The 25,212-nt window shown below is 70.6% G+C and carries 23 protein-coding genes; 12 read left to right on the top strand and 11 right to left on the bottom strand.

The window, feature by feature from the left end:
• Window positions 1-271: 271 nt before the first annotated feature.
• Window positions 272-1,096: a Fic family protein gene (locus tag AC07DS_RS44050; protein ID WP_479154355.1), complete on the bottom strand. Its 825-nt coding sequence runs from the start codon at window positions 1,094-1,096 to the stop codon at window positions 272-274.
• A gap of 100 nt (window positions 1,097-1,196) precedes the next feature.
• Here AC07DS_RS44050 and AC07DS_RS44045 point away from each other — a divergent pair, with 100 nt between their 5' ends.
• On the top strand, window positions 1,197-2,177 hold the full coding sequence (locus tag AC07DS_RS44045) for an ATP-binding protein (protein WP_479154354.1): 981 nt from the start codon (window positions 1,197-1,199) through the stop codon (window positions 2,175-2,177).
• A 3-nt stretch (window positions 2,178-2,180) separates the two neighbouring features.
• Here AC07DS_RS44045 and AC07DS_RS44040 read toward each other — a convergent pair whose 3' ends face one another.
• The gene (locus tag AC07DS_RS44040) at window positions 2,181-3,443 is read right to left on the bottom strand and encodes a polysaccharide deacetylase family protein (RefSeq protein ID WP_479154353.1); all 1,263 of its coding nucleotides are present in this window, start codon (window positions 3,441-3,443) and stop codon (window positions 2,181-2,183) included.
• Between the two features lie 334 nt (window positions 3,444-3,777).
• On the opposite strand from AC07DS_RS44040, the gene AC07DS_RS44035 reads away from it, so the two are divergent.
• The 6 genes from AC07DS_RS44035 to AC07DS_RS44010 all read left to right on the top strand — a co-directional run bounded on the left by AC07DS_RS44035 (window position 3,778) and on the right by AC07DS_RS44010 (window position 11,605).
• Window positions 3,778-6,102 (top strand): SulP family inorganic anion transporter, encoded by a 2,325-nt coding sequence (locus AC07DS_RS44035; protein ID WP_479154352.1) that lies wholly within the window; start codon window positions 3,778-3,780, stop codon window positions 6,100-6,102.
• Window positions 6,103-6,217: 115 nt separating this feature from the next.
• Entirely contained in the window at window positions 6,218-8,173 is a 1,956-nt protein-coding gene (gene acs, locus AC07DS_RS44030) for an acetate--CoA ligase (RefSeq protein ID WP_479154351.1), read from the top strand.
• Between the two features lie 205 nt (window positions 8,174-8,378).
• Window positions 8,379-9,821, top strand: a complete 1,443-nt coding sequence (gene nhaA, locus AC07DS_RS44025) for a Na+/H+ antiporter NhaA (protein WP_479154365.1) — start codon at window positions 8,379-8,381, stop codon at window positions 9,819-9,821.
• Between the two features lie 55 nt (window positions 9,822-9,876).
• Complete coding sequence (locus AC07DS_RS44020) at window positions 9,877-10,365, top strand: phage holin family protein (RefSeq protein WP_479154350.1); 489 nt, start codon at window positions 9,877-9,879, stop codon at window positions 10,363-10,365.
• Window positions 10,362-11,297 carry an alpha/beta fold hydrolase gene (locus AC07DS_RS44015; RefSeq protein ID WP_389188732.1) on the top strand — a complete coding sequence of 312 codons (936 nt, stop codon included), beginning with the start codon at window positions 10,362-10,364 and terminating at the stop codon, window positions 11,295-11,297. The genes AC07DS_RS44020 and AC07DS_RS44015 overlap by 4 nt, the downstream gene beginning before the upstream one ends.
• 128 nt (window positions 11,298-11,425) lie before the next feature.
• Window positions 11,426-11,605, top strand: a complete 180-nt coding sequence (locus AC07DS_RS44010) for a hypothetical protein (RefSeq protein WP_479154349.1) — start codon at window positions 11,426-11,428, stop codon at window positions 11,603-11,605.
• A gap of 27 nt (window positions 11,606-11,632) precedes the next feature.
• On the opposite strand, the gene AC07DS_RS44005 is transcribed toward AC07DS_RS44010, so the two are convergent.
• The 3 genes from AC07DS_RS44005 to nth are packed head-to-tail and all read right to left on the bottom strand — an operon-like array spanning window position 11,633 to window position 14,445.
• Window positions 11,633-12,832: a MarP family serine protease gene (locus AC07DS_RS44005; protein WP_479154348.1), complete on the bottom strand. Its 1,200-nt coding sequence runs from the start codon at window positions 12,830-12,832 to the stop codon at window positions 11,633-11,635.
• A 13-nt stretch (window positions 12,833-12,845) separates the two neighbouring features.
• Complete coding sequence (locus AC07DS_RS44000; RefSeq protein WP_479154347.1) at window positions 12,846-13,541, bottom strand: NUDIX hydrolase; 696 nt, start codon at window positions 13,539-13,541, stop codon at window positions 12,846-12,848.
• 52 nt (window positions 13,542-13,593) lie between these two features.
• Window positions 13,594-14,445, bottom strand: coding sequence for an endonuclease III (nth, locus tag AC07DS_RS43995; protein ID WP_479154346.1), 852 nt, complete (start codon window positions 14,443-14,445; stop codon window positions 13,594-13,596).
• Between the two features lie 276 nt (window positions 14,446-14,721).
• Here nth and AC07DS_RS43990 point away from each other — a divergent pair, with 276 nt between their 5' ends.
• On the top strand, window positions 14,722-15,396 hold the full coding sequence (locus AC07DS_RS43990; protein WP_094218401.1) for a Crp/Fnr family transcriptional regulator: 675 nt from the start codon (window positions 14,722-14,724) through the stop codon (window positions 15,394-15,396).
• A gap of 143 nt (window positions 15,397-15,539) precedes the next feature.
• Window positions 15,540-16,418, top strand: a complete 879-nt coding sequence (locus AC07DS_RS43985; RefSeq protein ID WP_479154345.1) for a nucleotidyltransferase domain-containing protein — start codon at window positions 15,540-15,542, stop codon at window positions 16,416-16,418.
• Here the strand turns inward: AC07DS_RS43985 and AC07DS_RS43980 are convergent.
• The 4 genes from AC07DS_RS43980 to AC07DS_RS43965 all read right to left on the bottom strand — a co-directional run bounded on the left by AC07DS_RS43980 (window position 16,396) and on the right by AC07DS_RS43965 (window position 18,794).
• Complete coding sequence (locus tag AC07DS_RS43980; RefSeq protein ID WP_479154344.1) at window positions 16,396-17,226, bottom strand: MBL fold metallo-hydrolase; 831 nt, start codon at window positions 17,224-17,226, stop codon at window positions 16,396-16,398. The two genes, AC07DS_RS43985 and AC07DS_RS43980, sit on opposite strands and share 23 nt — an antisense overlap.
• Entirely contained in the window at window positions 17,223-18,104 is an 882-nt protein-coding gene (locus AC07DS_RS43975; RefSeq protein WP_479154343.1) for an NUDIX hydrolase, read from the bottom strand. Before AC07DS_RS43975 ends, AC07DS_RS43980 begins: the two co-directional genes overlap by 4 nt.
• Before the next feature lie 67 nt (window positions 18,105-18,171).
• The gene (locus AC07DS_RS43970) at window positions 18,172-18,636 is read right to left on the bottom strand and encodes a RidA family protein (protein WP_145887591.1); all 465 of its coding nucleotides are present in this window, start codon (window positions 18,634-18,636) and stop codon (window positions 18,172-18,174) included.
• Complete coding sequence (locus AC07DS_RS43965) at window positions 18,633-18,794, bottom strand: Sp36 family protein (RefSeq protein WP_003975360.1); 162 nt, start codon at window positions 18,792-18,794, stop codon at window positions 18,633-18,635. Before AC07DS_RS43965 ends, AC07DS_RS43970 begins: the two co-directional genes overlap by 4 nt.
• A gap of 106 nt (window positions 18,795-18,900) precedes the next feature.
• Here AC07DS_RS43965 and bagA point away from each other — a divergent pair, with 106 nt between their 5' ends.
• On the top strand, window positions 18,901-19,878 hold the full coding sequence (gene bagA, locus AC07DS_RS43960) for an ATPase BagA (RefSeq protein ID WP_479154342.1): 978 nt from the start codon (window positions 18,901-18,903) through the stop codon (window positions 19,876-19,878).
• Complete coding sequence (bagB, locus tag AC07DS_RS43955; protein ID WP_479154341.1) at window positions 19,875-21,275, top strand: ATPase BagB; 1,401 nt, start codon at window positions 19,875-19,877, stop codon at window positions 21,273-21,275. Before bagA ends, bagB begins: the two co-directional genes overlap by 4 nt.
• Before the next feature lie 232 nt (window positions 21,276-21,507).
• Here bagB and wblA read toward each other — a convergent pair whose 3' ends face one another.
• On the bottom strand, window positions 21,508-21,846 hold the full coding sequence (wblA, locus tag AC07DS_RS43950; protein WP_023547781.1) for a transcriptional regulator WblA: 339 nt from the start codon (window positions 21,844-21,846) through the stop codon (window positions 21,508-21,510).
• Window positions 21,847-22,302: 456 nt separating this feature from the next.
• Between wblA and AC07DS_RS43945 the strand changes: the two genes are divergently transcribed.
• The gene (locus tag AC07DS_RS43945; protein ID WP_479154340.1) at window positions 22,303-24,615 is read left to right on the top strand and encodes a transglycosylase domain-containing protein; all 2,313 of its coding nucleotides are present in this window, start codon (window positions 22,303-22,305) and stop codon (window positions 24,613-24,615) included.
• 95 nt (window positions 24,616-24,710) lie between these two features.
• Here AC07DS_RS43945 and AC07DS_RS43940 read toward each other — a convergent pair whose 3' ends face one another.
• Window positions 24,711-25,178, bottom strand: a complete 468-nt coding sequence (locus AC07DS_RS43940) for a GatB/YqeY domain-containing protein (RefSeq protein WP_479154339.1) — start codon at window positions 25,176-25,178, stop codon at window positions 24,711-24,713.
• Window positions 25,179-25,212: the final 34 nt, after the last annotated feature.

The raw sequence follows: 25,212 nt of genomic DNA, 5'->3' as shown, positions 1-25,212 counted from the left end.
TCGGGGCTGCAGTACAAAGGACTCAACGGCCCGCGTGACCAAAGGACATCCGAGAGGATCACCTACCACTACGCACATGGCCCCACGGACCGCGTATGGGCATTGGGCACCCACGCGACGTCGACCCGTCGATTACGGGCCAGCCGCACCAGGTGACGGGCAAAGCTCCCGACCTGATGGGCGACATATCGAGGACGCTTGGTAACCCGGTGAACATGCCAGCGGCGGTACGAGTCCTCGTACCGCCGCAACTCCTGTCCGGGAGGATTTCTCAGGCCGCCCCGCGCTGCAGCGCCTCGCACACCGCGGTGGACTCGCGCACGCCCAGTTCGACCGCCCGGCCGCAGTGGGCGATCCAGGCAGCCACGCCCTCGGGGGTACCGGAGACGTACCCGTCCAGTGCGGCGAGGTAGGAGGCGCGGCCAAGTTCGGCATGGCCCACCTCGGCCGGGCAGACCGCCTTCGGGTCGAGGCCGCTGCCGATCAGGACGATCCGCTCCGCCGTGCGCGCCACCAGGCCGTTGTGCGAGGTGAAGGGCCGCAGCGCGAGCAGTTCGCCGTGCACCACGGCGGCCGTCACCAGCGCGGGCGCGGAGGTCCCCGCGATGATCAGGTCCGCCAGTCCCTCCAGGCGTCCGGACACCTCCCGGGCGTCCGGCAGCGGCAGCTCGATCAGCGGCTCGTCGACCGGCTCGCCTGCCTGGCGCGGCCGTCCGACCTCGTCGCTCTTGTCCGCGGCGGCCACCAGGTGCAGCCGGGCCAGCACCCTGAGGGGCGACTGCCGCCAGATGGACAGCAGCTGGCCCGCCTCGGCCGTCAGCCGCAGCGACGCACCCATGACACGCGCCTCGGCGTCGACGCTGAAGTCGGTGCGCCGCCGCACCTCCTCCAGGGCCCAGTCGGCGCCGGACAGCGCCGCCGAACCGCGGGCGCCGCGCAGCGCGGCCTCGGAGGTGATCGCGTTGCTGCGGCGCCGCATGACCCGGTGCCCGTAGACCCGGTCCACGGCCTTGCGCACGGACTCCACGGACTCGGCCACGCCGGGCAGCGAGCCCAGGGCCCCGAGCGGATCGGCGGTCGCGCCTGTCGTACTCATGAGTACGACACTACGCACCCCGGCCACCCGCCCCACGAAGGAGTGGTCTTCTTCACTCCGACTGACACATACAGCTATCACCTGACTACGCTTGGTGAACATGAAAATTGCTTTCGTCGGAAAGGGCGGCAGCGGCAAGACCACGCTCTCCTCCCTCTTCATCCGCCACCTCGTGGCCGCCGGCGCCCCGGTGGTCGCCATCGACGCGGACATCAACCAGCACCTCGGCCCCGCGCTCGGCCTCGAGGAGGCGGAGGCCGCCGCGCTGCCCGCCATGGGCGAACGGCTGTCGCTGATCAAGGAGCATCTGCGCGGCTCCAACCCGCGCATCGCCTCCGCCACGACGATGATCAAGACGACCCCGCCCGGCGAGGGCTCACGGCTGGTCCGGGTGCGGGAGCCGAACCCGGTGTACGACGCCTGCGCGCGCCCGGTGGAACTCGACGGCGGCGCCGCCCGTTTGATGGTCACCGGCCCCTTCACGGACGCCGACCTGGGGGTCGCCTGCTACCACTCCAAGACGGGAGCGGTGGAGCTGTTCCTGAACCACCTCGTCGACGGCCCCGACGAGTACGTCGTGGTCGACATGACCGCCGGTTCGGACTCCTTCGCGTCCGGCATGTTCACCCGCTTCGACATGACGTTCCTCGTCGCCGAGCCGACCCGGAAGGGGGTCTCCGTCTACCGTCAGTACAAGGAGTACGCCCGTGACTTCGGCGTCGCCCTGAAGGTCGTGGGCAACAAGATCCAGGCACCGGACGACGTCGACTTCCTGCGTGCGGAGGTCGGGGACGACCTGCTCGTGACGGTCGGACACTCCGACTGGGTGCGCGCCATGGAGAAGGGCCGTCCGCCCCGGTTCGACCTGCTGGAGGAGGCCAACTCCCGCGCCCTGCAGACCCTCCGGGCGGCCGCCGACGCCACGTACGAGCTGCGCGACTGGGAGCGCTACACGCGCCAGATGGTGCACTTCCACCTGAGGAACGCCGAGTCGTGGGGCAACGAGCGCACCGGGGTCGACCTGGCGGCGCAGGTCGACCCCGGGTTCGTGCTCGGCGAGAGCGTGGCAACTCCCGCCTGACGCCTACTGCTTGACCGCCGGCGCCCCGGGGACTCCCTTCGGCGCCGGAGCCTGGTGACCGGAGAGGAAGGACGCCCAGCCCTGCCGGGGCGCCTGGCCCACCTCCAGGGTGCGCAGCTTCGCCAGCGTCTGCGGATCCTGGGCGTCCAGCCAGTCGACGAGCTGGTGGAAGGAGACGCAGCGCACCTCGGACTTGTTGCACACCTCCTTCACCACCTCGTCGACGGCCCGCATGTAGGTGCCGCCGTTCCAGGACTCGAAGTGGTTGCCGATGATCAGGGGCGCGCGGTTGCCGTCGTAGGCCCGGTAGAAGCCCTTGAGCAGGCCGTCGCGCATCTGGTCGCCCCAGTAGTCGTACATGTCGGGGTCGCCCTGGGTCTGCGTGCCGGACTGGTTGACCATGAAGTTGTAGTCCATGGTCAATTGCTCATAGCTGTGCCCCGGGAAGGGGACCAGCTGCATCGACACGTCCCACAGGCCCTGCTTCTTCTTGGGCCAGACCTGGTCGTTGACTCCGCTGGAGTCGTAGCGGAAGCCCAGCTGGCGGGCCGCCTTCGTGAAGTTCTTCTGCCCTTCCAGGCAGGGGGTTCGAGCGCCGATCAGCTCCTTTTCGTAGTCGAAGGGAAGCGGGGCCGTGTTCTTCATCGCGGTGTTGGTCTTCCAGGTCTTCACGAACTCCTTGGCCTGGGCGATCTCACTCTTCCACTCCTTCACCGACCACTCGCCGACCCCGCCGTCGGGGCCGCAGAAGTGGCCGTTGAAGTGGGTGCCGATCTCGTTGCCCTCCAGCCAGGCCAGCCGTACCTGCTTGAGGGTGTCGGCGATGCCCTGCTCGTCGTTGAAGCCGATCTCCGAGCTGCCCGGCGAGTGCTGCGGGGGCCGGTAGAGGTCGCGCTTCTCCTCCGGAAGCATGTACACACCGCTGAGGAAGTACGTCATCGTCGCGTGGTTCTCCTTGGCGACCTTGCGGAAGTGGGAGAACAGCTTCTGGCTGTCCTCCCCCGCTCCGTCCCAGGAGAACACCACGAACTGCGGGGGCTTTTCACCGGGCTTCAGCCGCTCGGGGCTGGGCAGGTGCGGTTGCGCACCGGTGAACGCGGTCGATCCGTCGCCGATCAGACGCAGCACGCTGTTGGGCGCCGGCACTCCCTTCTGCGGGCCGGACGACCCTTCCTTCGAGCCGCTGGAACTCGCGCAACCGGCGAGCGAGGCGGCGCACGCCGCGGCGACCATGGCGCCGGCGGCGATCCTCTGGTTGGCGGCCATGTTCCGCCCACCTTCTTCCTTCTCTCAGGCAAACGCTGGCGAGGGCGTTTTGTGGTGATGTGCCGGTTGATGCCGACAGCGCCGCCAAGGTCGCACGAGGCCGAGAAGGAATTAGTACGACAAGCCGATGAAATGCTCGCTTCACTCGTCGGAGTGACCTGATGCGCTATTTGCCCCGAAAAGTTATGTAAGTTCTTTGCATCGCATTACGGTTCATTTACCAAGCATTGATTTCATCCCGCCGCTGCACGCCGTGACCCCATGGCCGCGACCCTGCCCCCACCCCGCGGGGCACCCCAAGTCCGCGACCGCGCCGCCCGGAGGAGACGGGACCATGCCAGCCAGCGCACCCCATCGCACCCACCACCCCCACCCGCCGCACAGCCCCCCGCCTGCCCCGCGCCGCCGCTTTCTCGTCGAAGGCACCGATCTGTCCGCGTCTGTCGCGGTGTTCCTGATCGCCCTTCCCCTGTCCCTCGGTATCGCCCTCGCCACCGGCGCCCCGCTCCAGGCCGGCCTGGTCGCCGCCGCCGTCGGCGGACTCGTCGCCGGCCGGCTCGGCGGCAGCCCGTTGCAGGTCAGCGGCCCCGCCGCCGGGCTCACGGTGGTCACCGCCGACCTGATCCACCGCTACGGCTGGCAGGCCACCTGCGGCATCACCGTCCTCGCCGGGCTCGCCCAACTGGGCCTCGGCTGCCTGCGCGTGGCCCGCGGGGCACTCGCCGTGAGCCCCGCCGTGGTGCACGGCATGCTCGCCGGCATCGGCGTCACCATCGCCGTGGCCCAGCTGCACATCGTCCTGGGCGGCAGCCCCGAGAGTTCCGTCCTCGCCAACCTGCGTGCCCTGCCGGCCCAGTTGGCCGGCCTGCATCCGGCCGCCGTGTCGATGAGCGTGCTGACCCTGACCCTGCTGCTGGCCTGGCCGCGCGTCCCCGGCCGCGCCGGCCGTCTGCTGCGCCGGGTCCCGGCCGCCCTGGTCGCCGTCGCCGGGGCCACCGCCACCGCCGCACTGACCGGGCTGACCCTGCCCCGGGTCGACCTGCCGTCCTGGAGCAGCCACGCCCTGGCCGGGCTGCCCGAGGGCCCGGTGCCCGGCATCGCGGCCGCCGTACTCACCACCACCCTGGTGTGCAGCGTGCAGTCACTGCTCGGCGCCGTCGCCGTGGACAAGCTGGTCGCCGCCCGGTCCGGGGCCCGGACCCACGTCGGGCGCTCGGACCTCGACCGCGAGCTGCTCGGCCAGGGCGCCGCCAACATCGTCTCCGGGGCGCTCGGCGGACTGCCCGTCGCGGGGGTGGCCGTGCGCAGTTCGGCGAATGTGAGATCAGGTGCCGTGAGCCGGAACTCCACGATGCTGCACGGCGTTTTCGTAGTAGTCGCCGCGCTGCTGATGGTCCCGCTCCTGGAGCAGATCCCGCTCGCCTCGCTCGCCGCCCTGGTGATGGCCGTCGGCATCCAGATGGTGTCCCTGCACCACATCCGCACGGTGACCCGCCACCGCGAAGTGCCGGTGTACGCCGCCACCACACTCGGCGTGGTGTTCCTGGGCGTCCTGGAGGGTGTGGCCCTCGGGGTCGCCGTGGCGGTCGCCCTCGCCCTGCACCGCCTCACCCACACCCGCATCACGCATGCGGAGAAGGAAGGAGTCCATCACGTACATGTACGAGGCCAGCTGACGTTCCTCGCGGTGCCCCGGCTCAGCAGAACCCTGCATCTCGTACCCCAAGGCGCCCACGCCGTCGTGGAGTTGGACGGGTCGTTCATGGACCACGCGGCGTACGAGTCACTGCAGGACTGGCGGAGCGCCCACACCGCGCGAGGCGGTTCCGCCGAGCTGGCGGGCCGGCGCAGCGGAGTGACGACCGCCGACCCGGCCCCGTCCGCCCTGTGCCGGTGCCGGCCCTGGACGCCCTGGCGCAACCACCGGGCCTGCTTCGCCGGGACCCCCTCGGCACCCTCGGCCCCCGCCGCCCCGGCGGCCCGTGAACTGGCCCGTGGCATCAGCTCGTTCCAGCGCAACACCGCCCCGCTGGTGCGGGCGGAGCTGGCACGGCTGGCACGGGAGGGGCAGCAGCCCGCGCAGCTCTTTCTCACCTGCGCCGACTCCCGGCTCGTCACGTCGATGATCACCTCCAGTGGTCCCGGCGACCTGTTCGTCGTCCGCAACGTGGGCAACCTGGTGCCGCCGCCGGGCGAGGAGCACGGGGACGACTCGGTGGCCGCCGCGATCGAGTACGCGGTGGAGGTGCTCGGGGTCCGGTCCATCACGGTGTGCGGGCACTCCGGGTGCGGAGCGATGCAGGCGCTGCTGACCGCCGAGCCCGGTGGGCCGCAGACCCCGCTGAAGCGGTGGCTCAGGCACGGGCTGCCGAGCTTGGCGCGGCTGGCAGGCGACCGCCGCGTCGGGCCCCGGCTGGCCGGGCGGGCGCCCGCCGACGCGGCGGAGCAGCTGTGCCTGACCAATGTGGTCCAGCAACTGGATCATCTGCGGGCGCACGACTCGGTCGCGCGAGCCCTGGCGGCCGGTGCGCTGGAGCTGCACGGAATGTACTTCCACGTGGGCGAGGCGCAGGCGTATCTGCTCGGCAGAACCGGCAAGGTGTTCGAGGACGTGAAAGACGACGGGAGCGCGGCGGCGGAGCTGCGCAGTCCGGTGTGACCTGCCGCCCCAGACAGGTCTAAACCAATTTGGCCGTCGACCCTTGTCATCGGACCCCCGCGTCTGATGAGCTGTGGCCTGGGACACAACGGACACCCTGGGAAAGGGAGATGTCGTGAGCAACGAAAGCCTGGCCAACCTCTTGAAGGAGGAGCGACGCTTCGCGCCGCCGGCTGACCTGGCCGCGCACGCCAACGTCACGGCAGAGGCGTACGAGCAGGCCAAGGCTGACAGGCTCGGCTTCTGGGCCGAGCAGGCCCGCAGGCTGACCTGGGCCAAGGAACCGTCGGAGACGCTGGACTGGTCGAACCCGCCGTTCGCGAAGTGGTTCAAGGACGGCGAGCTGAACGTCGCGTACAACTGCGTGGACCGGCACGTCGAGGCCGGGCACGGGGACCGCGTCGCCATCCACTTCGAGGGCGAGCCCGGCGACAGCCGCGCGATCACCTACGCGGAGCTGAAGGACGAGGTCTCCAAGGCCGCCAACGCGCTGCTGGAACTCGGCGTCCGAAAGAGCGACCGGGTCGCGATCTACATGCCGATGATCCCCGAGACCGCGATCGCGATGCTGGCCTGCGCCCGCATCGGCGCCGCGCACTCGGTCGTCTTCGGCGGCTTCTCGGCGGACGCGCTCGCCACCCGGATCCAGGACGCGGACGCCAAGGTCGTCATCACCGCCGACGGCGGCTACCGGCGCGGCAAGCCGTCCGCGCTCAAGCCTGCGGTCGACGACGCGATCGACCGGGTGGACAACGTGGAGCACGTGCTCGTCGTCCGCCGCACCGGGCAGGACGTCGCCTGGAACGCCGAGCGGGACGTCTGGTGGCACGAGCTGGTGGAGCAGCAGTCCGCCGAGCACGCCCCGGAGGCGTTCGAGGCGGAGCACCCGCTGTTCATCCTGTACACCTCCGGCACGACGGGGAAGCCGAAGGGCATCCTGCACACCTCCGGCGGCTACCTGACGCAGGCGGCGTACACGCACCACGCGGTGTTCGACCTCAAGCCGGAGACGGACGTCTTCTGGTGCACGGCGGACGTCGGCTGGGTCACCGGGCACTCGTACATCGTGTACGGGCCGCTGGCCAACGGTGCGACGCAGGTCATGTACGAGGGCACCCCGGACACCCCGCACCAGGGCCGGTTCTGGGAGATCGTGGAGAAGTACCGGGTCACGATCCTCTACACCGCGCCGACCGCGATCCGGACGTTCATGAAGTGGGGCGACGACATCCCCGCGCAGTTCGACCTGTCGTCCCTGCGGGTCCTCGGCTCCGTGGGCGAGCCGATCAACCCCGAGGCGTGGGTCTGGTACCGCAAGCACATCGGCGCCGACAGGACGCCGGTCGTGGACACCTGGTGGCAGACCGAGACCGGCGCGATGATGATCTCGCCGCTGCCCGGCGTGACCGAGACCAAGCCCGGTTCGGCGCAGCGCCCGCTGCCCGGCATCTCCGCGACCGTCGTCGACGACGAGGCGAAGGAGGTGCCCAACGGCGGCGGTGGCTACCTGGTCCTCACCGAGCCGTGGCCGTCGATGCTGCGCACCATCTGGGGCGACGACCAGCGGTTCATCGACACCTACTGGTCGCGCTTCGAGGGCAAGTACTTCGCCGGTGACGGCGCGAAGAAGGACGACGACGGCGACATCTGGCTGCTGGGCCGGGTGGACGACGTCATGCTGGTGTCCGGGCACAACATCTCCACCACCGAGGTGGAGTCGGCACTCGTCTCGCACCCGTCGGTCGCCGAGGCGGCCGTCGTCGGCGCCGCCGACGAGACCACCGGCCAGGCCATCGTGGCCTTCGTCATCCTGCGCGGTACGGCGTCCGAGGACGACAAGCTGATCGGCGATCTGCGCAACCACGTCGGCGCCACCCTCGGTCCGATCGCCAAGCCGAAGCGGATCCTGCCGGTGGCCGAGCTGCCGAAGACCCGCTCCGGCAAGATCATGCGCCGGCTCCTGCGGGACGTGGCCGAGAACCGCCAGCTGGGTGACGTCACCACGCTGACCGACTCCTCGGTCATGGACCTCATCCAGAACAAGCTCCCCGCAGCGCCGAGCGAGGACTAGGGCCCACGGCCGAAGGGGCGCCCGGCGACGACTCGCCGGGCGCCCCTTTTGCACGCAAGGCGCATATCGTACGGATCGCCGGATGCATCCCGCGGCAACCTTAGGTAAACTAAACAAAGCCCCAACGCGAAACGATCCTCCAGGTGTGCCGGGAAGTCTGGTCGGCAAGCGCTCCGTCCTGCCCACCGACCCGGAGGTCCCCACCGTGGCCGCGCCCCGCACCCCGAACACCGCCCGCAAGGCTCTCGGACGTCTGTCCCTGCCCGAGCGGACCTTCGTCGCGGACGCGCTGCGCACCGAGACCGTCGGCGGTGTCCTGCTTCTCGTCGCCACGGTGGCCGCGCTGATCTGGGCGAACATTCCCGCCCTGCACCACAGCTACGAGGCGGTCAGCGACTTCCACTTCGGCCCGAGCGCCCTCGGCCTGAACCTGTCCGTGGCCCACTGGGCCGCCGACGGCCTCCTCGCCGTCTTCTTCTTCGTCGCCGGCATCGAGCTCAAGCGCGAGCTGGTCGCCGGGGACCTGCGCGACCCCAGGGCGGCGGTGCTGCCCGTGGTGGCCGCACTGTGCGGGATGGCCGTACCGGCGCTCGTCTACACCCTCACCAACCTCACCGGGCACGGCTCCACCCAGGGCTGGGCGGTGCCCACCGCCACCGACATCGCCTTCGCGCTCGCCGTCCTCGCGGTCATCGGCACCTCGCTGCCCAGCGCCCTGCGCGCCTTCCTGCTCACCCTCGCGGTCGTCGACGACCTGTTCGCGATCCTGATCATCGCGATCTTCTTCACGGAGCGGATCGACTTCGCGGCGCTCGGCGGGGCCGTCGCCGGGCTGGCGGTCTTCTGGCTGCTGCTGCGCAAGGGCGTGCGCGGCTGGTACGTGTACGTGCCGCTGGCCGTCGTCGTCTGGGCGCTGATGTACAACAGCGGCGTGCACGCCACCATCGCCGGCGTGGCGATGGGCCTGATGCTGCGCTGCACCACCCGTGAGAGTGAGGAGCACTCGCCGGGCGAGCACGTCGAGCACCTGGTGCGGCCGCTGTCGGCCGGGCTCGCCGTACCACTGTTCGCGCTGTTCAGTGCAGGGGTGGCGGTCTCCGGCAGGGCGCTCGCGGATGTGTTCACCGAGCCGGAGACGCTCGGCGTGGTGCTCGGACTGGTCGTCGGCAAGACGCTCGGCATCTTCGGCGGCACCTGGCTGACGGCCCGCTTCACCCACGCGGAGCTCAGCGAGGACCTGGAATGGGCCGACATCTTCGCGGTGGCCTCCCTCGCCGGGATCGGCTTCACCGTCTCGCTGCTCATCGGCGAGCTGGCCTTCGCGGGCGACGCGCTGCTGACCGACGAGGTGAAGGCGGCCGTCCTGACCGGATCGCTGATCGCCGCCCTGTGTGCCACGGTGCTGGTGAAGATACGCAACGCCCGCTACCGCGGACTGTGGGAGAACGAGGAGCGCGACGAGGACCGGGACGGCATCCCGGACATCTACGAGCAGGACGACCCGGCCTACCACCTGCGGATGGCGGACATCTACGAGCGCAGGGCCGCCGAGCACCGCCGCATCGCCGCCGAGAAGGCCGCCGCGGCGCGCCACGGGGGTGCGGAAGTACCGGGCGGGGCAGGCGAGGAGCACGGTCGTCCGGCATGATCTGACGAGACGGTACAAATCAAGACGGCAGATACGACTTCAGAGGGAGAACGCGATGAGCGCACCCGACGGCAGCCCGGTCGGCGCCGAACGCAGCATCGGCCAGCTGGTCGCCTCGGCGACGACCGAAATGTCGGCGCTGGTGCACGACGAGATCGCGCTGGCCAAGGCGCAGCTCAGGCAGGACGTCAAGCGCGGCGCGACCAGCGGTGGTGCGTTCGGGGCGGCCGGCATGGTGCTGCTGTTCTCCCTGCCGATGCTCAACTTCGCTCTGGCGTACGGCATTCGGACCTGGAGCGGCTGGAACCTCGCTGTCTGCTTCCTGCTGTCCTTCACGGCGAACGTACTGGTCGCCGGCCTGCTCGCGCTCATCGGCATGATGTTCGCGAAGAAGCTCAAGAAGAGCCAGGGGCCGCAGACGGTCGCCGCGTCGATGAAGGAGACGGCGGGCGTCCTGCAGAACGCCAAGCCGCACCCGCGCCCGGAGCTGCCGCACGACCGGGCACCCGAGGCCATCGAGGCTGTGGCACGCTCGTCGTCATGACGGAGCCCGCCGCGACATCGGCCGTAAGGATCGACCTCCCCCACGGGGAGAAGGTGACGCACCGGGACGTCGCCGCCAACGGCGCGCGCTTCCACATCGCCGAACTCGGCGACGGACCCCTGGTGCTGCTGCTGCACGGCTTCCCGCAGTTCTGGTGGACGTGGCGGCACCAGCTGGTCGCGCTCGCCGACGCGGGGTACCGGGCGGTGGCCATGGACCTGCGCGGTGTCGGCGGCAGCGACCGCACCCCGCGCGGGTACGACCCGGCCAACCTCGCCCTGGACGTCACCGGCGTCATCCGCTCGCTCGGCGAGCCGGACGCCGCACTGGTCGGGCACGACCTGGGCGGCTATCTGGCGTGGACGGCTGCGGCGATGCGGCCCAAGCTCGTACGACGGCTCGCGGTCGTGTCGATGCCGCACCCCCGGCGGTGGCGCTCCGCGATGCTCCGGGACGCCCGGCAGACGGCGGCCGGCTCCTACATCTGGGGCTTCCAGCGGCCGTGGATCCCGGAGCGTCAGCTGACCGCCGACGACGGCGCGCTGGTGGGCCGGCTGATCCGGGAGTGGTCCGGGCCGCGGCTGCCGGAGGACGCGGACGTGGAGACGTACCAGCGGGCCATGTGCATCCCGTCCACCGCGCACTGCGCGATCGAGCCGTACCGCTGGCTGGTGCGCTCGCTGGCCCGCCCGGACGGCATCCAGTTCAACCGCAGGATGAAGCGGCCGGTCCGGGTGCCGACGCTCCATCTGCACGGCTCACTGGACCCGGTGGCCCGGACGCGCAGCGCGGCGGGCTCGGGCGAGTACGTCGAAGCCCCGTACCGCTGGCGCCTGTTCGACGGTCTCGGCCACTTCCCGCACGAAGAGGACCCGGCGGCTTTCTCCACCGAACTCATCAACTGGCTGAAGGATCCCGAGCCGGACCGGTAAGCGGCCCGGTGAGTGGAGTTTCCGCTTCCTGGACAGTTGTCCCTCGAACGGCCACATGCCTGCCGCATAGGCCAATTGGGGGGCGCGGAGGCGGTTATCGACCTTGGGGCGGGGGCACACGTCGGGGTATGGGCTGGACGCACGACTACAGTGACGCACCGCGCAACCGCCGCTCGGCCGCCGGGCCGAGCTCCTCGCAGCGAGGCGCTCCGCAGCTGGCGGAGGCGGACCTCAGGGTGGGAATTCCGCGCATCCTGCGGCGCCGGGCCCGCTGGGTCTCCGTGCGCCTGCGTCACCCGCGCGGCTGAACCGCGCGGGACGCATCCTCAACACCCTTACAGGGCACAGCTGTCGGTGCCCACCTGCTCGTTCGCCGCACGCCCCCGGCTGATGTCCTGCCGGATCTCGTCGGCCGTGAGCGCGTAGCCGGTGTCGGCATCGTCGAGGGACTTGGCGAACACCACGCCGTACACCTTGCCGTCGGGTGTGAGCAGCGGGCCGCCGGAGTTGCCCTGGCGGACGGTCGCGTACAGGGAGTAGACGTCGCGGCTGACCGTGCCGCGGTGGTAGATGTCCGGGCCGTTGGCCGTGATGCGCCCGCGCACCCGCGCGGCACGGACGTCGTACGAGCCGTTCTCCGGGAAGCCCGCGACGATCGCGCCGTCGCCGCCGGCCGCGTCCTGGTTGGTGAACCGGAGGGCGCTCGCCTTCAGGTCCGGTACGTCGAGGACGGCGATGTCGCGCTTCCAGTCGTACAGGACGACCTTCGCGGCGTACTTGCGGCCCTCGCCGCCGATCTGCACGGAGGGTGCGTCGACGCCGCCGACGACGTGCGCGTTGGTCATGACGCGGCGGTCGGCGAAGACGAAGCCGGTGCCCTCCAGGACCTTGCCGCAGCTCTGGGCGGTGCCGGTGACCTTGACGATGGAGCGCTGGGCCCGGTTGGCGACCGGGCTGTTCGCCAGGGCCGGGTCGGGCGGCTCCACGTCCTTGATCGGCTCGTTGGAGAAGGGGCTGAAGACCTGCGGGAAGCCGTTCTGCGCGAGGACCGAGGTGAAGTCCTTGAACCAGGTGTCGGCCGCGGCGGGCAGCGCCTCCGACACGCCCAGGAGCACCTTGGAGTTGCGGACCTCCTTGCCGAGGGTCGGCAGCGTGGTCTGGGCGAGCGCGGATCCGATCAGCCAGGCGACGAGCAGCATGGCGACGACGTTGACGAGTGCGCCGCCGGTGGCGTCCAGGGCGCGTGCCGGGGACCAGGTGATGTAGCGGCGCAGCTTGTTGCCGAGGTGGGTGGTCAGGGCCTGGCCGATGGAGGCGCAGACGATGACGACGACCACGGCGACCACGGCCGCGGTGGTGCCGACCTCCGCGTTGTCGGTCACTGCGTCCCAGATGACGGGCAGCGTGTACACGGCGACGAGACCACCGCCGAGGAATCCGATCACCGACAGGATGCCGACGACGAAACCCTGGCGATAGCCCACGACCGCGAACCACACGGCGGCGACCAGCAACAAGATGTCCAGCACATTCACGGACGACACCCTGTCATGACCGCCAGTCGAGCGGGACCTCGTTACCCCTGTTCCAAGGCCGCTCCCAGCCCGCGTAGTGCAGCAGGCGGTCGATCACTCCGGCCGTGAAACCCCAGACCAGGGCCGATTCGACCAGGAATGCCGGTCCCCGGTGACCGCTGGGGTGGACGGTGGTGGCGCGGTTGGCGGGGTCCGTGAGATCCGCCACGGGGACGGTGAAGACACGGGCGGTCTCGTTCGGGTCGACGACACCGACCGGGCTGGGCTCGCGCCACCAGCCGAGCACGGGCGTGACGACGAAGCCGCTGACCGGGATGTAGAGGGCGGGCAGGACGCCGAAGAGCTGGACGCCGAGGGGGTCGAGGCCGGTCTCCTCCTCGGCCTCGCGCAGCGCGGCGCGCAGCGGCCCGTCGCCGCGCACGTCGCCGTCCTCCGGGTCTAGGGCACCGCCGGGGAAGGACGGCTGGCCGGCGTGGGAGCGCAGGGAGCCGGCCCGCTCCATGAGCAGCAGCTCGGGGCCGTGCTCGCCCTCGCCGAACAGGATCAGCACAGCCGACTGCCGGCCCGAGCCGTTCTCCGGCGGCAGGAAGCGGCTGAGCTGGAGCGGCTCGACCGTCTCCGCGGCCCGCACCACCGGGTCCAGCCAGCCCGGCAGACCCTCCTTGCTCAGCGTGACCGGACCTCTGTGCGTGTCGTGCGTGTACGTCATCGCCACCCCCGTCCTGCCGTGTCCAACGCCGCGGAGCCCTGGGATCGTTCCGTCATCCGGCCCCCAGCGGCGGCGCCGGCCTGCCACCCGCGTCCAGGTAGGCCTGCGGAGGGTTCAGGCGCTGGCCCGGATGGCCGCCCTTCTCGTACTTCAGGAGCTTCTGCGCCTTCTCCGGGTCCGTCTCGCCCTCGCCGTAGGCCGGGCAGAGCGGGGCGATGGGGCAGGCGCCGCAGGCGGGCTTGCGGGCGTGGCAGATGCGACGGCCGTGCCAGATCACGTGGTGGGACAGGTCGGTCCAGTCGATCTTCGGGAACAGCGCGCCGACGGCCGCCTCGATCTTGTCGGGGTCGGTCTCGTCGGTCCACTGCCAGCGCCGCACCAGCCGCTGGAAGTGGGTGTCCACGGTGATTCCCGGGCGCCCGAAGGCGTTGCCGAGGACGACGAAGGCGGTCTTGCGGCCGACACCGGGCAGCTTGACCAGGTCCTCCAGCCTTCCGGGGACCTCGCCGCCGAAGTCCTCGGTGAGGGCCTTGGAGAGCCCTATGACCGACCGGGTCTTGGCCCGGAAGAAGCCGCAGGGGCGCAGGATCTCCTCGACCTCCTCCGGGTTGGCGGCGGCCAGGTCCTCGGGGGCGGGGTACTTCGCGAAGAGCGCCGGGGTGGTCTGGTTGACGCGCAGATCGGTGGTCTGGGCGGACAGGACCGTGGCGACCAGCAGCTGGAAGGGGTTCTCGAAGTCCAGCTCGGGGTGGGCGTACGGGTAGACCTCGGCCAGCTCGCGGTTGATGCGGCGGGCACGGCGGACCAGGGCGGTGCGGGACTCGTTGGCAGCCGGTTTCTTACGAGGTACCTTTTGTCCTGATTTCATACTTTTGTTATTTCCGCCAGAGCTATGTTCGCCCACAGCGGAATCCCGACGTACAACCACCCGCCCAGCCCCCTTGGCCTGTGCTCTCACCGGCGTTTTGGACACCCGGCCAGCCTAAAGCCAGGCACCGACATCCGCCCCGGACCCGGAAGATCAGCCCCCGATTGGACCCCTGCCGCTTACCTTGGGACACCTGTGCGGCATCCTTGTGACAGATCACACTGTTTGGATCGTCCGGCAAAATGGGGAGCACGGTCCCCTGGTACCAAGGGGGAGCAAGATCCCCTGAGCAGGTCGACAAGGAGAGAACTCGTGGACGACGTTCTGCGGCGCAACCCGCTCTTCGCGGCTCTTGACGACGAGCAGGCCGCGGAGCTGCGCGCCTCCATGAGTGAGGTGACCCTCGCACGCGGCGACTCGCTGTTCCACGAGGGCGACCCCGGCGACCGGCTGTACGTGGTCACCGAGGGCAAGGTGAAGCTGCACCGCACCTCCCCCGACGGCCGCGAGAACATGCTCGCCGTCGTCGGCCCCAGCGAGCTGATCGGCGAGCTGTCGCTGTTCGACCCGGGCCCGCGCACGGCGACCGCGACCGCGCTGACCGAGGTCAAGCTGCTCGGTCTCGGTCACGGCGACCTCCAGCCCTGGCTGAACGTCCGCCCCGAGGTGGCCGGCGCCCTGCTGCGCGCCGTCGCCCGCCGACTGCGCAAGACCAACGACGCCATGTCCGACCTGGTCTTCTCCGACGTTCCCGGCCGTGTGGCGCGCGCCCTGCTGGACCTCTCCCGCCGCTTCGGCGTGCAGTCCGAGGAGGGCATCCACGTCGTCCACGACCTCACGCAGGAGGAGCTGGCCCAGCTGGTGGGCGCCTCGCGCGAGACCGTGAACAAGGCGCTGGCGGACTTCGCCCAGCGTGGGTGGCTCCGCCTGGAGGCGCGCGCCGTGATCCTGCTGGACGTCGAACGGCTGGCCAAGCGGTCGCGCTGAGGTCTCCGGGGGCGCTGCCGCCCCCGGCCCCCTGCTTTTTCGGCCCGACCGGCCTCGTCCTCGAACGCCGGACGGGCCGGTCGATGCCGACAGGCACCGAAAATCATGCCTGTTCACCGTGCCCGTCGGGGCACAGTGAACACGTGGCCGAACCCCCCGTCCCCCACGGGCTCGACGCCCGGGGCTTCATCGAGCGCGAAGGTTCCCTCGCGCGCGTGCCGCACACGTTCCGTCCGATCGTGGCCGCCGCGCGCGACCGGCTGCTGGACGCCTTCGGGACACGGCTGCACAGCGCCTACCTCTACGGGTCGATCCCGCGCGGCACCGCGCGCGTGGGGCGCAGCGACCTGGACCTGCTGGTCGCGCTGTACGAGGAGCCCGCCGACGCCGACCGGGAGGCCGTCCGTGCCCTCGGCGAGGCGCTCGACAAGGAGTACCCGCAGATCGACGGCGTGGGCACGCTGCTGTACGGCCGGGCCCGGCTGCTGAGCGACCTGGAGACGTACGACCTGGGCTGGTTCGTGGCCTGCCTGTGCACCCCGCTGCTCGGGGACGACCTCGCCGAGTACCTGCCCCGCTACCGCCCCGACTCCCTGCTCGCCCGGGAGACCAACGGCGACCTCGCGCTGCTCCTCCCCCGCTGGCGGGAGCGGATCGCCGCCGCCGCGGACCGTGAGGACGCCCGGCGGCCCCTGGTGCGCAGCATGTCCCGGCACCTGGTCCGCACCGGCTTCACCCTCGTCATGCCCCGCTGGAACGGCTGGACCAGCGATCTGCGGGAGATGGCCGAGGTGTTCGGCGCCTACTACCCCGAGCGGGCCGCCGAGCTGCGCAGGGCGGCGGAGTACGGCTACGAGCCCGTCGGCGACCCGGACGTCCTGCGGTCGTACGTGGACGGCCTCGGCCCCTGGCTGGCCGCGGAGTACGCGCGCGTGCACGGCGTCAAAGCCCAACGGCCGGACCAGAGCCAGAGCCTTACCGGCCGGACCCTCGGCAGGACTAGATCAGCCCGTGCTCGCTGAGGTAGTCCATCTGGGCCCGCACGGACAGCTCGGCAGCGGGCCACAGGGAGCGGTCCACGTCGGCGTACACATGGGCGACGACCTGGGCCGGGGTGCCGAAGCCGTCCTCGACGGCCGTCTCCACCTGGGCGAGACGGTGGGCGCGGTGGGCGAGGTAGAACTCGACCGCGCCCTGGGCGTCCTCCAGGACCGGCCCGTGGCCCGGCAGGACCGTGTGCACGCCGTCGTCCACGGTCAGGGACCGCAGGCGGCGCAGGGAGTCCAGATAGTCGCCCAGGCGACCGTCGGGGTGCGCCACGACCGTCGTACCGCGCCCGAGGATGGTGTCCCCGGTCAGCACGGCCCGGTCGGCCGGGAGATGGAAGCACAGGGAGTCCGCGGTGTGCCCGGGGGTCGGTACGACCCGCAGCTCCAGGCCGCCGAGACCGATCACGTCCCCGGCGGCCAGGCCCTCGTCACCGAGCCGGAGCGCCGGGTCGAGGGCACGCACGCGCGTGCCGGTCAGATCGGCGAAGCGGGCGGCGCCCTCGGCGTGGTCGGGGTGGCCGTGGGTGAGCAGGGTGAGGGCGATCCGCTTGCCGGCCTTCTCGGCCGTGTCGACGACACTGCGCAGGTGTGTGTCGTCCAGCGGACCCGGGTCGATCACCACGGCCAGCTCGGAGTCGGGCTCGGCGACGATCCAGGTGTTGGTGCCGTCCAGGGTCATCGCGGAGGCGTTGGGCGCCAGCACGTTGACGGCCCGTTCGGTCGCGGGCCCCGAGAGCACACCGCCTCGCGGCTGGCCGGGCAGGGCTGCGGCGTCGGTCATGCGGGGCCTCCTCCGGTGCTCGGGACGGTCGGGATGTGCTTGGTGAACTCGTCGTGCCCCGGCCAGGACAGCACGATCTCGCCGCCGTCCAGGCGGGCCCGCGCCAGTACCGGGATCATGTCGCGCGCGGGAGCGGCGGCGAGCGCCTCGGCGGCGGTGTCGTACGGGAGCAGCTGGCGCAGGGTGGAGATGGTGGGCGGCATCATCAGCAGCTCGCCCTTGTCGTACCCGGCCGCGGCCTCCTCGGGGCGGATCCACACCGTGCGGTCGGCCTCCGTGGAGGCGTTGCGGGTGCGCTGGCCCGCGGGGAGGGCGGCGACGAAGAACCAGGTGTCGTAGCGGCGGGACTCGAACTCCGGGGTGATCCAGCGGGTCCAGGCGCCGAGGAGGTCCGAGCGCAGCACCAGGCCGCGGCGGTCCAGGAACTCGGCGAAGGAGAGGTCGCGGGCGACGAGGGCGGCGCGGTCGGCCTCCCAGTCGTCCCCGGTGGTGTCGCCGACGACGGAGTCCGGGTCGGGACCGGCGAGCAGGACGCCCGCCTCCTCGTAGGTCTCCCGGACGGCCGCGCAGACGATCGCCTGGGCGCCGGCCTCGTCGACGCCGAGCCGGTCGGCCCACCACGCGCGCGTGGGGCCCGCCCAGCGCACCTGACGGTCGTCGTCGCGCGGGTCGACACCACCGCCGGGGTACGCGTACGCGCCTCCGGCGAAGGCCATGGAGGCGCGTCTGCGCAGCATGTGGACGACCGGGCCGGCCGCGGTGTCCTTCAGGAGCAGCACCGTGGCCGCGCGCCTCGGGGACACCGGGGTGAGGGTGCCGTCCGCGAGCGCGCGGATGCGGTCGGGCCACTCCTCGGGGTACCACTGACCGTTCGCCATGGCCGGAGGCTATCCCGTGTAGGGCGAATGTTCGAGGGGTGCCCGAGGCCGGCGGGGCCGAGGGAACTCAGGGAAGCAGCTCGACCTGGATCTCGACCTCCACCGGCGCGTCCAGCGGCAGCACCGCGACGCCCACCGCGCTGCGGGCGTGCACGCCCTTGTCGCCGAGGACCTCACCGAGCAGCTCGCTGGCGCCGTTGACGACACCGGGCTGCCCGGTGAAGTCGGCGGCCGAGGCGACGAAGCCGACGACCTTCACCACGCGCGCGATGCGGTCCAGGTCGCCGGTGACGGACTTCACGGCGGCCAGCGCGTTCAGCGCGCAGGTGCGGGCCAGCTCCTTGGCCTCCTCCGCGGTGACCTCGGCGCCCACCTTGCCGGTGACCGGGAGCTTGCCGTCCACCATCGGCAGCTGGCCGGAGGTGTAGACGTACACACCGGAGCGCACGGCCGGCTGGTACGCGGCCAGCGGCGGGACGACCGCCGGCAGGGTCAGACCGAGTTCGGCCAGCTTGGCCTCGACCGCGCTCACGCCTGCTTCTCCCGCTTCAGGTAGGCCACGAGCTGTTCGGGGTTGTTGGGCCCGGGCACGACCTGGACGAGCTCCCAGCCGTCCTCGCCCCAGGTGTCCAGAATCTGCTTCGTGGCATGGACGAGCAGCGGCACGGTTGCGTATTCCCACTTGGTCATGGGCCGACTGTATCCGCTGTGACCCACGGGACAGGCGGACGGCCTGAGCGCCGTTTATCCACAGCCTCCCGCGTGACCGTCGGCGGGACTGGTTAGTCTCGAAGGCGTGAGCAGGCTCCAGGTCGTCAGCGGCAAGGGCGGGACCGGAAAGACGACGGTCGCCGCCGCACTCGCGCTGGCCCTCGCGACCGAGGGGAAGCGGACGCTTCTCGTGGAGGTCGAGGGCCGGCAGGGCATCGCACAGCTCTTCGAGACAGAGGCGCTGCCCTACGAGGAGCGGAAGATCGCGGTCGCTCCGGGCGGCGGGGAGGTGTACGCCCTCGCCATCGACCCCGAACTGGCCCTTCTGGACTATCTCCAGATGTTCTACAAGCTCGGCGGCGCGGGCCGGGCCCTGAAGAAGCTCGGCGCGGTCGACTTCGCGACGACCATCGCGCCGGGCCTCAGGGACGTCCTGCTCACCGGCAAGGCGTGCGAGGCGGTGCGCCGCAAGGACAAGTCCGGACGGTTCGCGTACGACTACGTCGTCATGGACGCCCCGCCCACCGGGCGCATCACCCGCTTCCTCAACGTCAACGACGAGGTCGCCGGGCTCGCGAGGATCGGCCCGATACACAATCAGGCGCAGGCGGTGATGCGGGTGCTGAAGTCGCCGGAGACGGCGGTGCACCTGGTGACGCTGCTGGAGGAGATGCCCGTCCAGGAGACCGCCGACGGCATCACCGAACTGCACGCGGCACGGCTGCCGGTGGGCAGGATCATCGTGAACATGGTCCGGCCTCAGGTGCTCGACGCGACCGACCTGGAACTCGTGGGGACCGTGCCGCGTTCCTCCTTCGCGCAGGCCTTGTCGGCCGCGGGGCTCGGCGGGGCCCGGCGGGGCGGGAACGCCGAGCGGCTGGTGGACCCGCTGCTGGCGCAGGCCGCGGAGTACGCCGAGCGGCACGCCCTGGAGCAGGAGCAGCGCTCGGTCCTCGGCGAGCTGGACCTGCCGATGCACGAACTGCCGCTGCTCGCGGAAGGCATGGACCTCGCGGGCCTGTACGAACTCGCCACCGAGCTGCGGAAGCAGGGGTTGTCATGAGTCCGGACCCGGCCGAGGCGCAGGACACCGCCCGCCCGCACCTCTCCGCCGCGCGCGTGCTCGACATCGACCCGCTGCTGGACGACCCGAAGACCCGGATCGTGGTGTGCTGCGGCTCGGGCGGGGTCGGCAAGACGACGACCGCGGCGGCGCTGGGCCTCAGGGCGGCCGAGCGCGGCCGCAAGGTGGTCGTCCTCACCATCGACCCGGCCCGCCGGCTCGCCCAGTCGATGGGCATCGACTCCCTCGACAACGTGCCCCGGCGAGTGAAGGGCACCGAGGGAGACGGCGAGCTGCACGCCATGATGCTCGACATGAAGCGCACCTTCGACGAGGTCGTCGAGGCGCACGCGGACCCGGAGCGGGCGGCCGCGATCCTGGCCAACCCCTTCTACCAGTCGCTCTCGGCGGGCTTCGCGGGCACGCAGGAGTACATGGCGATGGAGAAGCTGGGCCAGCTGCGGGCCAGGGACGAGTGGGACCTGATCGTGGTCGACACCCCGCCGTCCCGCTCGGCACTGGACTTCCTGGAAGCGCCCAAGCGGCTCGGCTCCTTCCTGGACGGCCGCCTGATCCGGCTGCTGACCGCTCCGGCGAAGCTCGGCGGCCGCGCGGGGATGGCCTTCCTGAACGTCGGCATGTCGATGATGACCGGCACGCTGGGCAAGCTGCTGGGCGGCCAGCTGCTGAAGGACGTACAGACCTTCGTGGCCGCGATGGACACCACGTTCGGTGGTTTCCGCACGCGCGCGGACGCCACGTACAAGCTGCTCCAGGCGCCCGGTACGGCGTTCCTGGTGGTGGCGGCCCCGGAGCGGGACGCGCTGCGCGAGGCCGCGTACTTCGTGGAGCGGCTGGCCGCGGAGGACATGCCGCTGGTGGGACTCGTACTCAACCGGGTCCATGGCAGCGGCGCCGGCCGGCTGTCGGCCGAGCGGGCGCTCGCCGCCGCGGAAAATCTTGAGGAGCCCCGCATTGTGGATCAGGGGGGCGGGAAAGCTGGACTTCGTAACTCTCCCGACACGTACGGCAGTTCAGAATCTCCCGCTTCCGCAACACCGGCTCCGGACGACGGCTCCCCCGCCTCGGACGACGGTTCACCGGCCGTGGACAGCGACTCACCGGACACCGGTTCCCCGCACACCAGCTCCCCGGACGGGGACATGGAAGCGGACACGGAGCGCTCCGTCGACCAGCTGACCGCAGGCCTGCTGAGGCTGCACGCGGAGCGCATGCAGCTGCTCTCCCGCGAGCAGCGCACACGTGACCGCTTCACCGCCCGCCACCCCGAGGTGGCGGTCGTCGAGGTGCCCGCACTGCCCGGTGACGTGCACGACCTCACGGGCCTGCGCGACATCGGGGACCGGCTGGCGGCGGGGCCGACGGAGCTGCCGTAGCGCTCACCGCGGACGGCTCGGCCGCCCGGGCCCCGGCCGTATACGGGCGCACACCTGACCGAGCTGTGCGCCGATTTCGTACACGCCTGCCGAGCGGGCGTCGCCCCGAGGGCACGCCCACGCACAGCAGGTGTTCTCAGCGGGTGTGCCCCGAGACACACGTCCGACCGTTGCTTCCCATGCCTCATGGCCGGTCGGAGTGGCCCCTGGATACACGCCGGGGGCAATGCCCTCAGCTCACCGCCGCATAGTGCTCGTACACCTCGTCGCTGTCGAGGGGCACGATGCCGACGCCACGCTCGTACTCCAAGCGGGCGGTTTCCAACAACCTGCGCCAGGAGGTCACGGTGGGCCGCCGGCGCAGCAGTGCGCGGCGCTCCCGCTCCGTCATACCTCCCCACACGCCGAACTCCACACGGTTGTCCAACGCATCAGCCAGACATTCGGTGCGTACCGGACACCCGGTGCACACCGCCTTGGCCCTGTTCTGTGCTGCTCCTTGAACGAACAGCTCATCCGGATCGGTAGTGCGGCAGGCAGCCTGCGCACTCCAGTCGGTTACCCAGCCCATACCGGCGCCGTCCTCTCCCGAATCGAGGCTCCCCCACGGCGGCAGCGGCATATTCACCGCCGCCAGTTGAGGACGTTACGGAAGGCGGGGACAGCGCAACACCCCCTTCGGGCCCAATCTTGAATGGCCCGAACGGACTATGGGTAAGCGGCAGATCACCCGCGGGAGTGAGCTGGCGACATGCGTGATCATCCCGGCAAACCGGGACGGCTGTGGTGCGCCACAACGGGCGCCAGGTGACACACAAGGCGGATTCGGACACGTCCCCACCAGAAAGTCGGGGTACTTCCGGAACGATTCGGGGTCGTCGGACGTATTGATACGTGGCCGCACTGCTGTGACAGTTGAGAGCAGCTTAGGCCAAGGCCTGCGCGCATGTCCGGCGAATGAGAAGGAACGCGTTCTGCTTTGCCGTGCCGTGATGGAACGCTCATCACAACGGTTTAGGCTGCCCCCATGCCAAAGAAGCGCTCGGGCGGTGGCCTGTCGGCAACGCAGCAGGCCGCCAAGTTCCTCGGTGTCAGTGTGCTCGCGGGAGCCGTGATGGCGGGCATCGCGCTGCCCGCTGCCGGTGCGCTCGGACTCGCGGCCAAGGGCTCGGTGAAGGGCTTCGACGAGATCCCGGCCAACCTCAAGAGCCCCCAGCTCAGCCAGCGCACGACCATACTGGACAGCCGGGGCAACCAGCTCGCGACCGTCTACTCCCGTGACCGCACGGTGGTGGACCTCAAGGACATCTCGCCGTACATGCAGAAGGCGATCGTCGCGATCGAGGACTCCCGCTTCTACAAGCACGGCGCGATCGACCTCAAGGGCGTGCTGCGCGCCCTGAACAAGAACGCGCAGAGCGGCGGGGTCTCCCAGGGCGCCTCCACGCTCACCCAGCAGCTGGTGAAGAACTACTTCATCGAGGAGGCCGGCGACGACCCGACCAAGGTCGCCGAGGCCACCCAGCAGACCCTCGGGCGCAAGGTCCGCGAGCTGAAGTACGCGATCCAGATCGAGGAGAAGCTGGGCAAGAAGAAGATCCTCGAGAACTACCTGAACATCACCTTCTTCGGCGAGCAGGCCTACGGCGTCGAGGCCGCCTCCCAGCGTTACTTCTCCAAGCACGCCAAGGACCTGAACGTGCAGGAGTCGGCGCTGCTGGCCGGCATCGTCCAGTCCCCGAGCCGCTACGACCCGGTGAACGACGAGGCCGAGGCCACCAAGCGGCGCAACACCGTCCTGCAGCGCATGGCCGAGCTCGGTGACATCTCCCAGGCGGAGGCCGACCGCGCCAAGGAGAAGCCGCTCGGCCTGCACGTCAGCCAGCCGAAGAACGGCTGCATCACCGCCACCAAGAGCGCCGCGTTCTTCTGCAAGTACGTCGAGAACGTGTTCCTGACCGACCCGACCTTCGGCAAGACCCGCGAGGCGCGCGCCCAGCTCTGGAACCGCGGCGGCCTCACCATCCGCACGACGATGGACCCGCAGGCGCAGGAGTCCGTACGGGCCTCCCTGAAGGAACACGTCTACAAGTCCGACAGCGTCGCGGCCGCGGCCACCCTGGTCGAGCCCGGCACCGGCAAGGTCCTGGCGATGGGCCAGTCGAAGCCCTTCGGCTACGGCAACAACGAGACCGAGTACAACTTCTCGGTCAACCGGGACATGGGCGGCTCCAACTACGGCTTCCCGACCGGTTCGACGTTCAAGCCGTTCGTCGCGGCGGCCGCGATCGAGGGCGGCAAGCCGGCGACGCAGGCGTACTCGGCGCCGTACAAGATGAACTACCCGAGCCCGGTCCAGCGGTGCAGCAGCAGCCCCTACGTCAACACCAAGGGCGAGACGGTAGAGAACGAGAACGAGTCCGAGAAGGGCCCGTACCGCATGAAGGAGGCGATGGCGAAGTCCATCAACACCTACTTCGTGCAGCTGATCTCCGACATCGGTCTGTGCCCGGTGGTGAAGATGACCGACGCGCTGCACGTGGTGCAGGGTGACGGCTCGAAGCTCCCGGAGACCCCCTCGATCGCCCTCGGTTCGATCGGCCTCTCCCCGCTGACCATGGCGAACGCCTACGCCACCTTCGCCGCGCGGGGCATGTACTGCACCCCGATCGCCATCGAGTCGATCACCCAGAAGATCGGCAACGAGCAGAAGTCGCTCGAGGTCCCCAAGTCGACCTGCTCGCGCGCGATGAGCGAGAAGACCGCCGACACCGTCAACACCCTGCTGCGCGGTGTGGTCGACTCCGGTACCGGCCAGCAGGCGGGCCTGACCGACCGGGAGAGCGCGGGCAAGACGGGTACGACGGACGAGCGCAAGAACGCCTGGTTCGTCGGCTACACGCCCAACCTGGCCGGTGCGGTCTGGGTCGGCAGCGCCAGGCAGAACGTGAAGATGACCGGGATCAGCATCGGCGGGGTCTACCACGATCTCGTCTTCGGCGGTCAGGTCCCCGGCCCGATCTGGAAGGACGCCATGACCGGTGCCCTGGCGGGCAAGGCGGCCCCGGACTTCAACCTGATCGACATCCCCGACGACGACATCAACGGGAAAGGCCGGGGAAAAGGCCGGGGGAACGACGGCGGCAAGAACGGGGACAACACGGGCGGGCTGATCGGCGGACTGATCGGCGGCCTCACTGACGGGGGCACGACCGGCGGAGGCGCCACGGGCGGCACCGACGGCGGCACCTTCCCCACGCCGACGATCTCCCTCCCCGGCAACTTCATCGAGGGACAGACCAACGGCGGGAACAACAGGAACGGGGGCACGCGGGGCTAGCCCCGGCAGGCCTCACCCGGCACGGCGGCGGGGCCGCACCTCCCGGATGGAGGTGCGGCCCCGCCGCCGTACTCGTACGTCTCTGTTTCCGGTTCTCAGCCCTGGAGGAGCTTCTTCACCACGGCGGCGACACGGCCGCCCTCGGCCTGGCCGGCCACCTTCGGGTTCACGATCTTCATGACGGCACCCATGGCCCGTGGTCCCTCGGCACCGGCCGCCTTCGCCTCCCCGACGGCCTGGGCGACGATCGCGTTCAGCTCGTCGTCGGACAGCTGCTTGGGCAGGTAGGCGGCGAGAACCTCGCCCTCCGCCTGCTCCCGCTCGGCCTGCTGGGGACGACCGCCCTGCGCGAAGGCGTCGGCCGCCTCACGGCGCTTCTTCGCCTCGCGGGTGATCACCTTCTGCACCTCGTCGTCGGAGAGCTCGCGCTTCTCCTTGCCCGCGACCTCCTCCTTGGTGATCGCGGCGAGCGTCAGCCGGAGCGTCGAGGAGCGGAGCTCGTCGCGCTCCTTGATCGCGGCGTTGAGGTCGGCGTGCAGCTTCGACTTGAGCGTGGTGGTCATGCGGCCGATTGTCTCAGGTACGACGGCGGGGGCG

The sequence above is a fragment of the Streptomyces sp. NPDC044064 genome (genome assembly GCF_056434245.1).
Note: the sequence above shows the minus strand (reverse complement) of the source record. Positions and strands in the feature narration are given on the sequence as shown.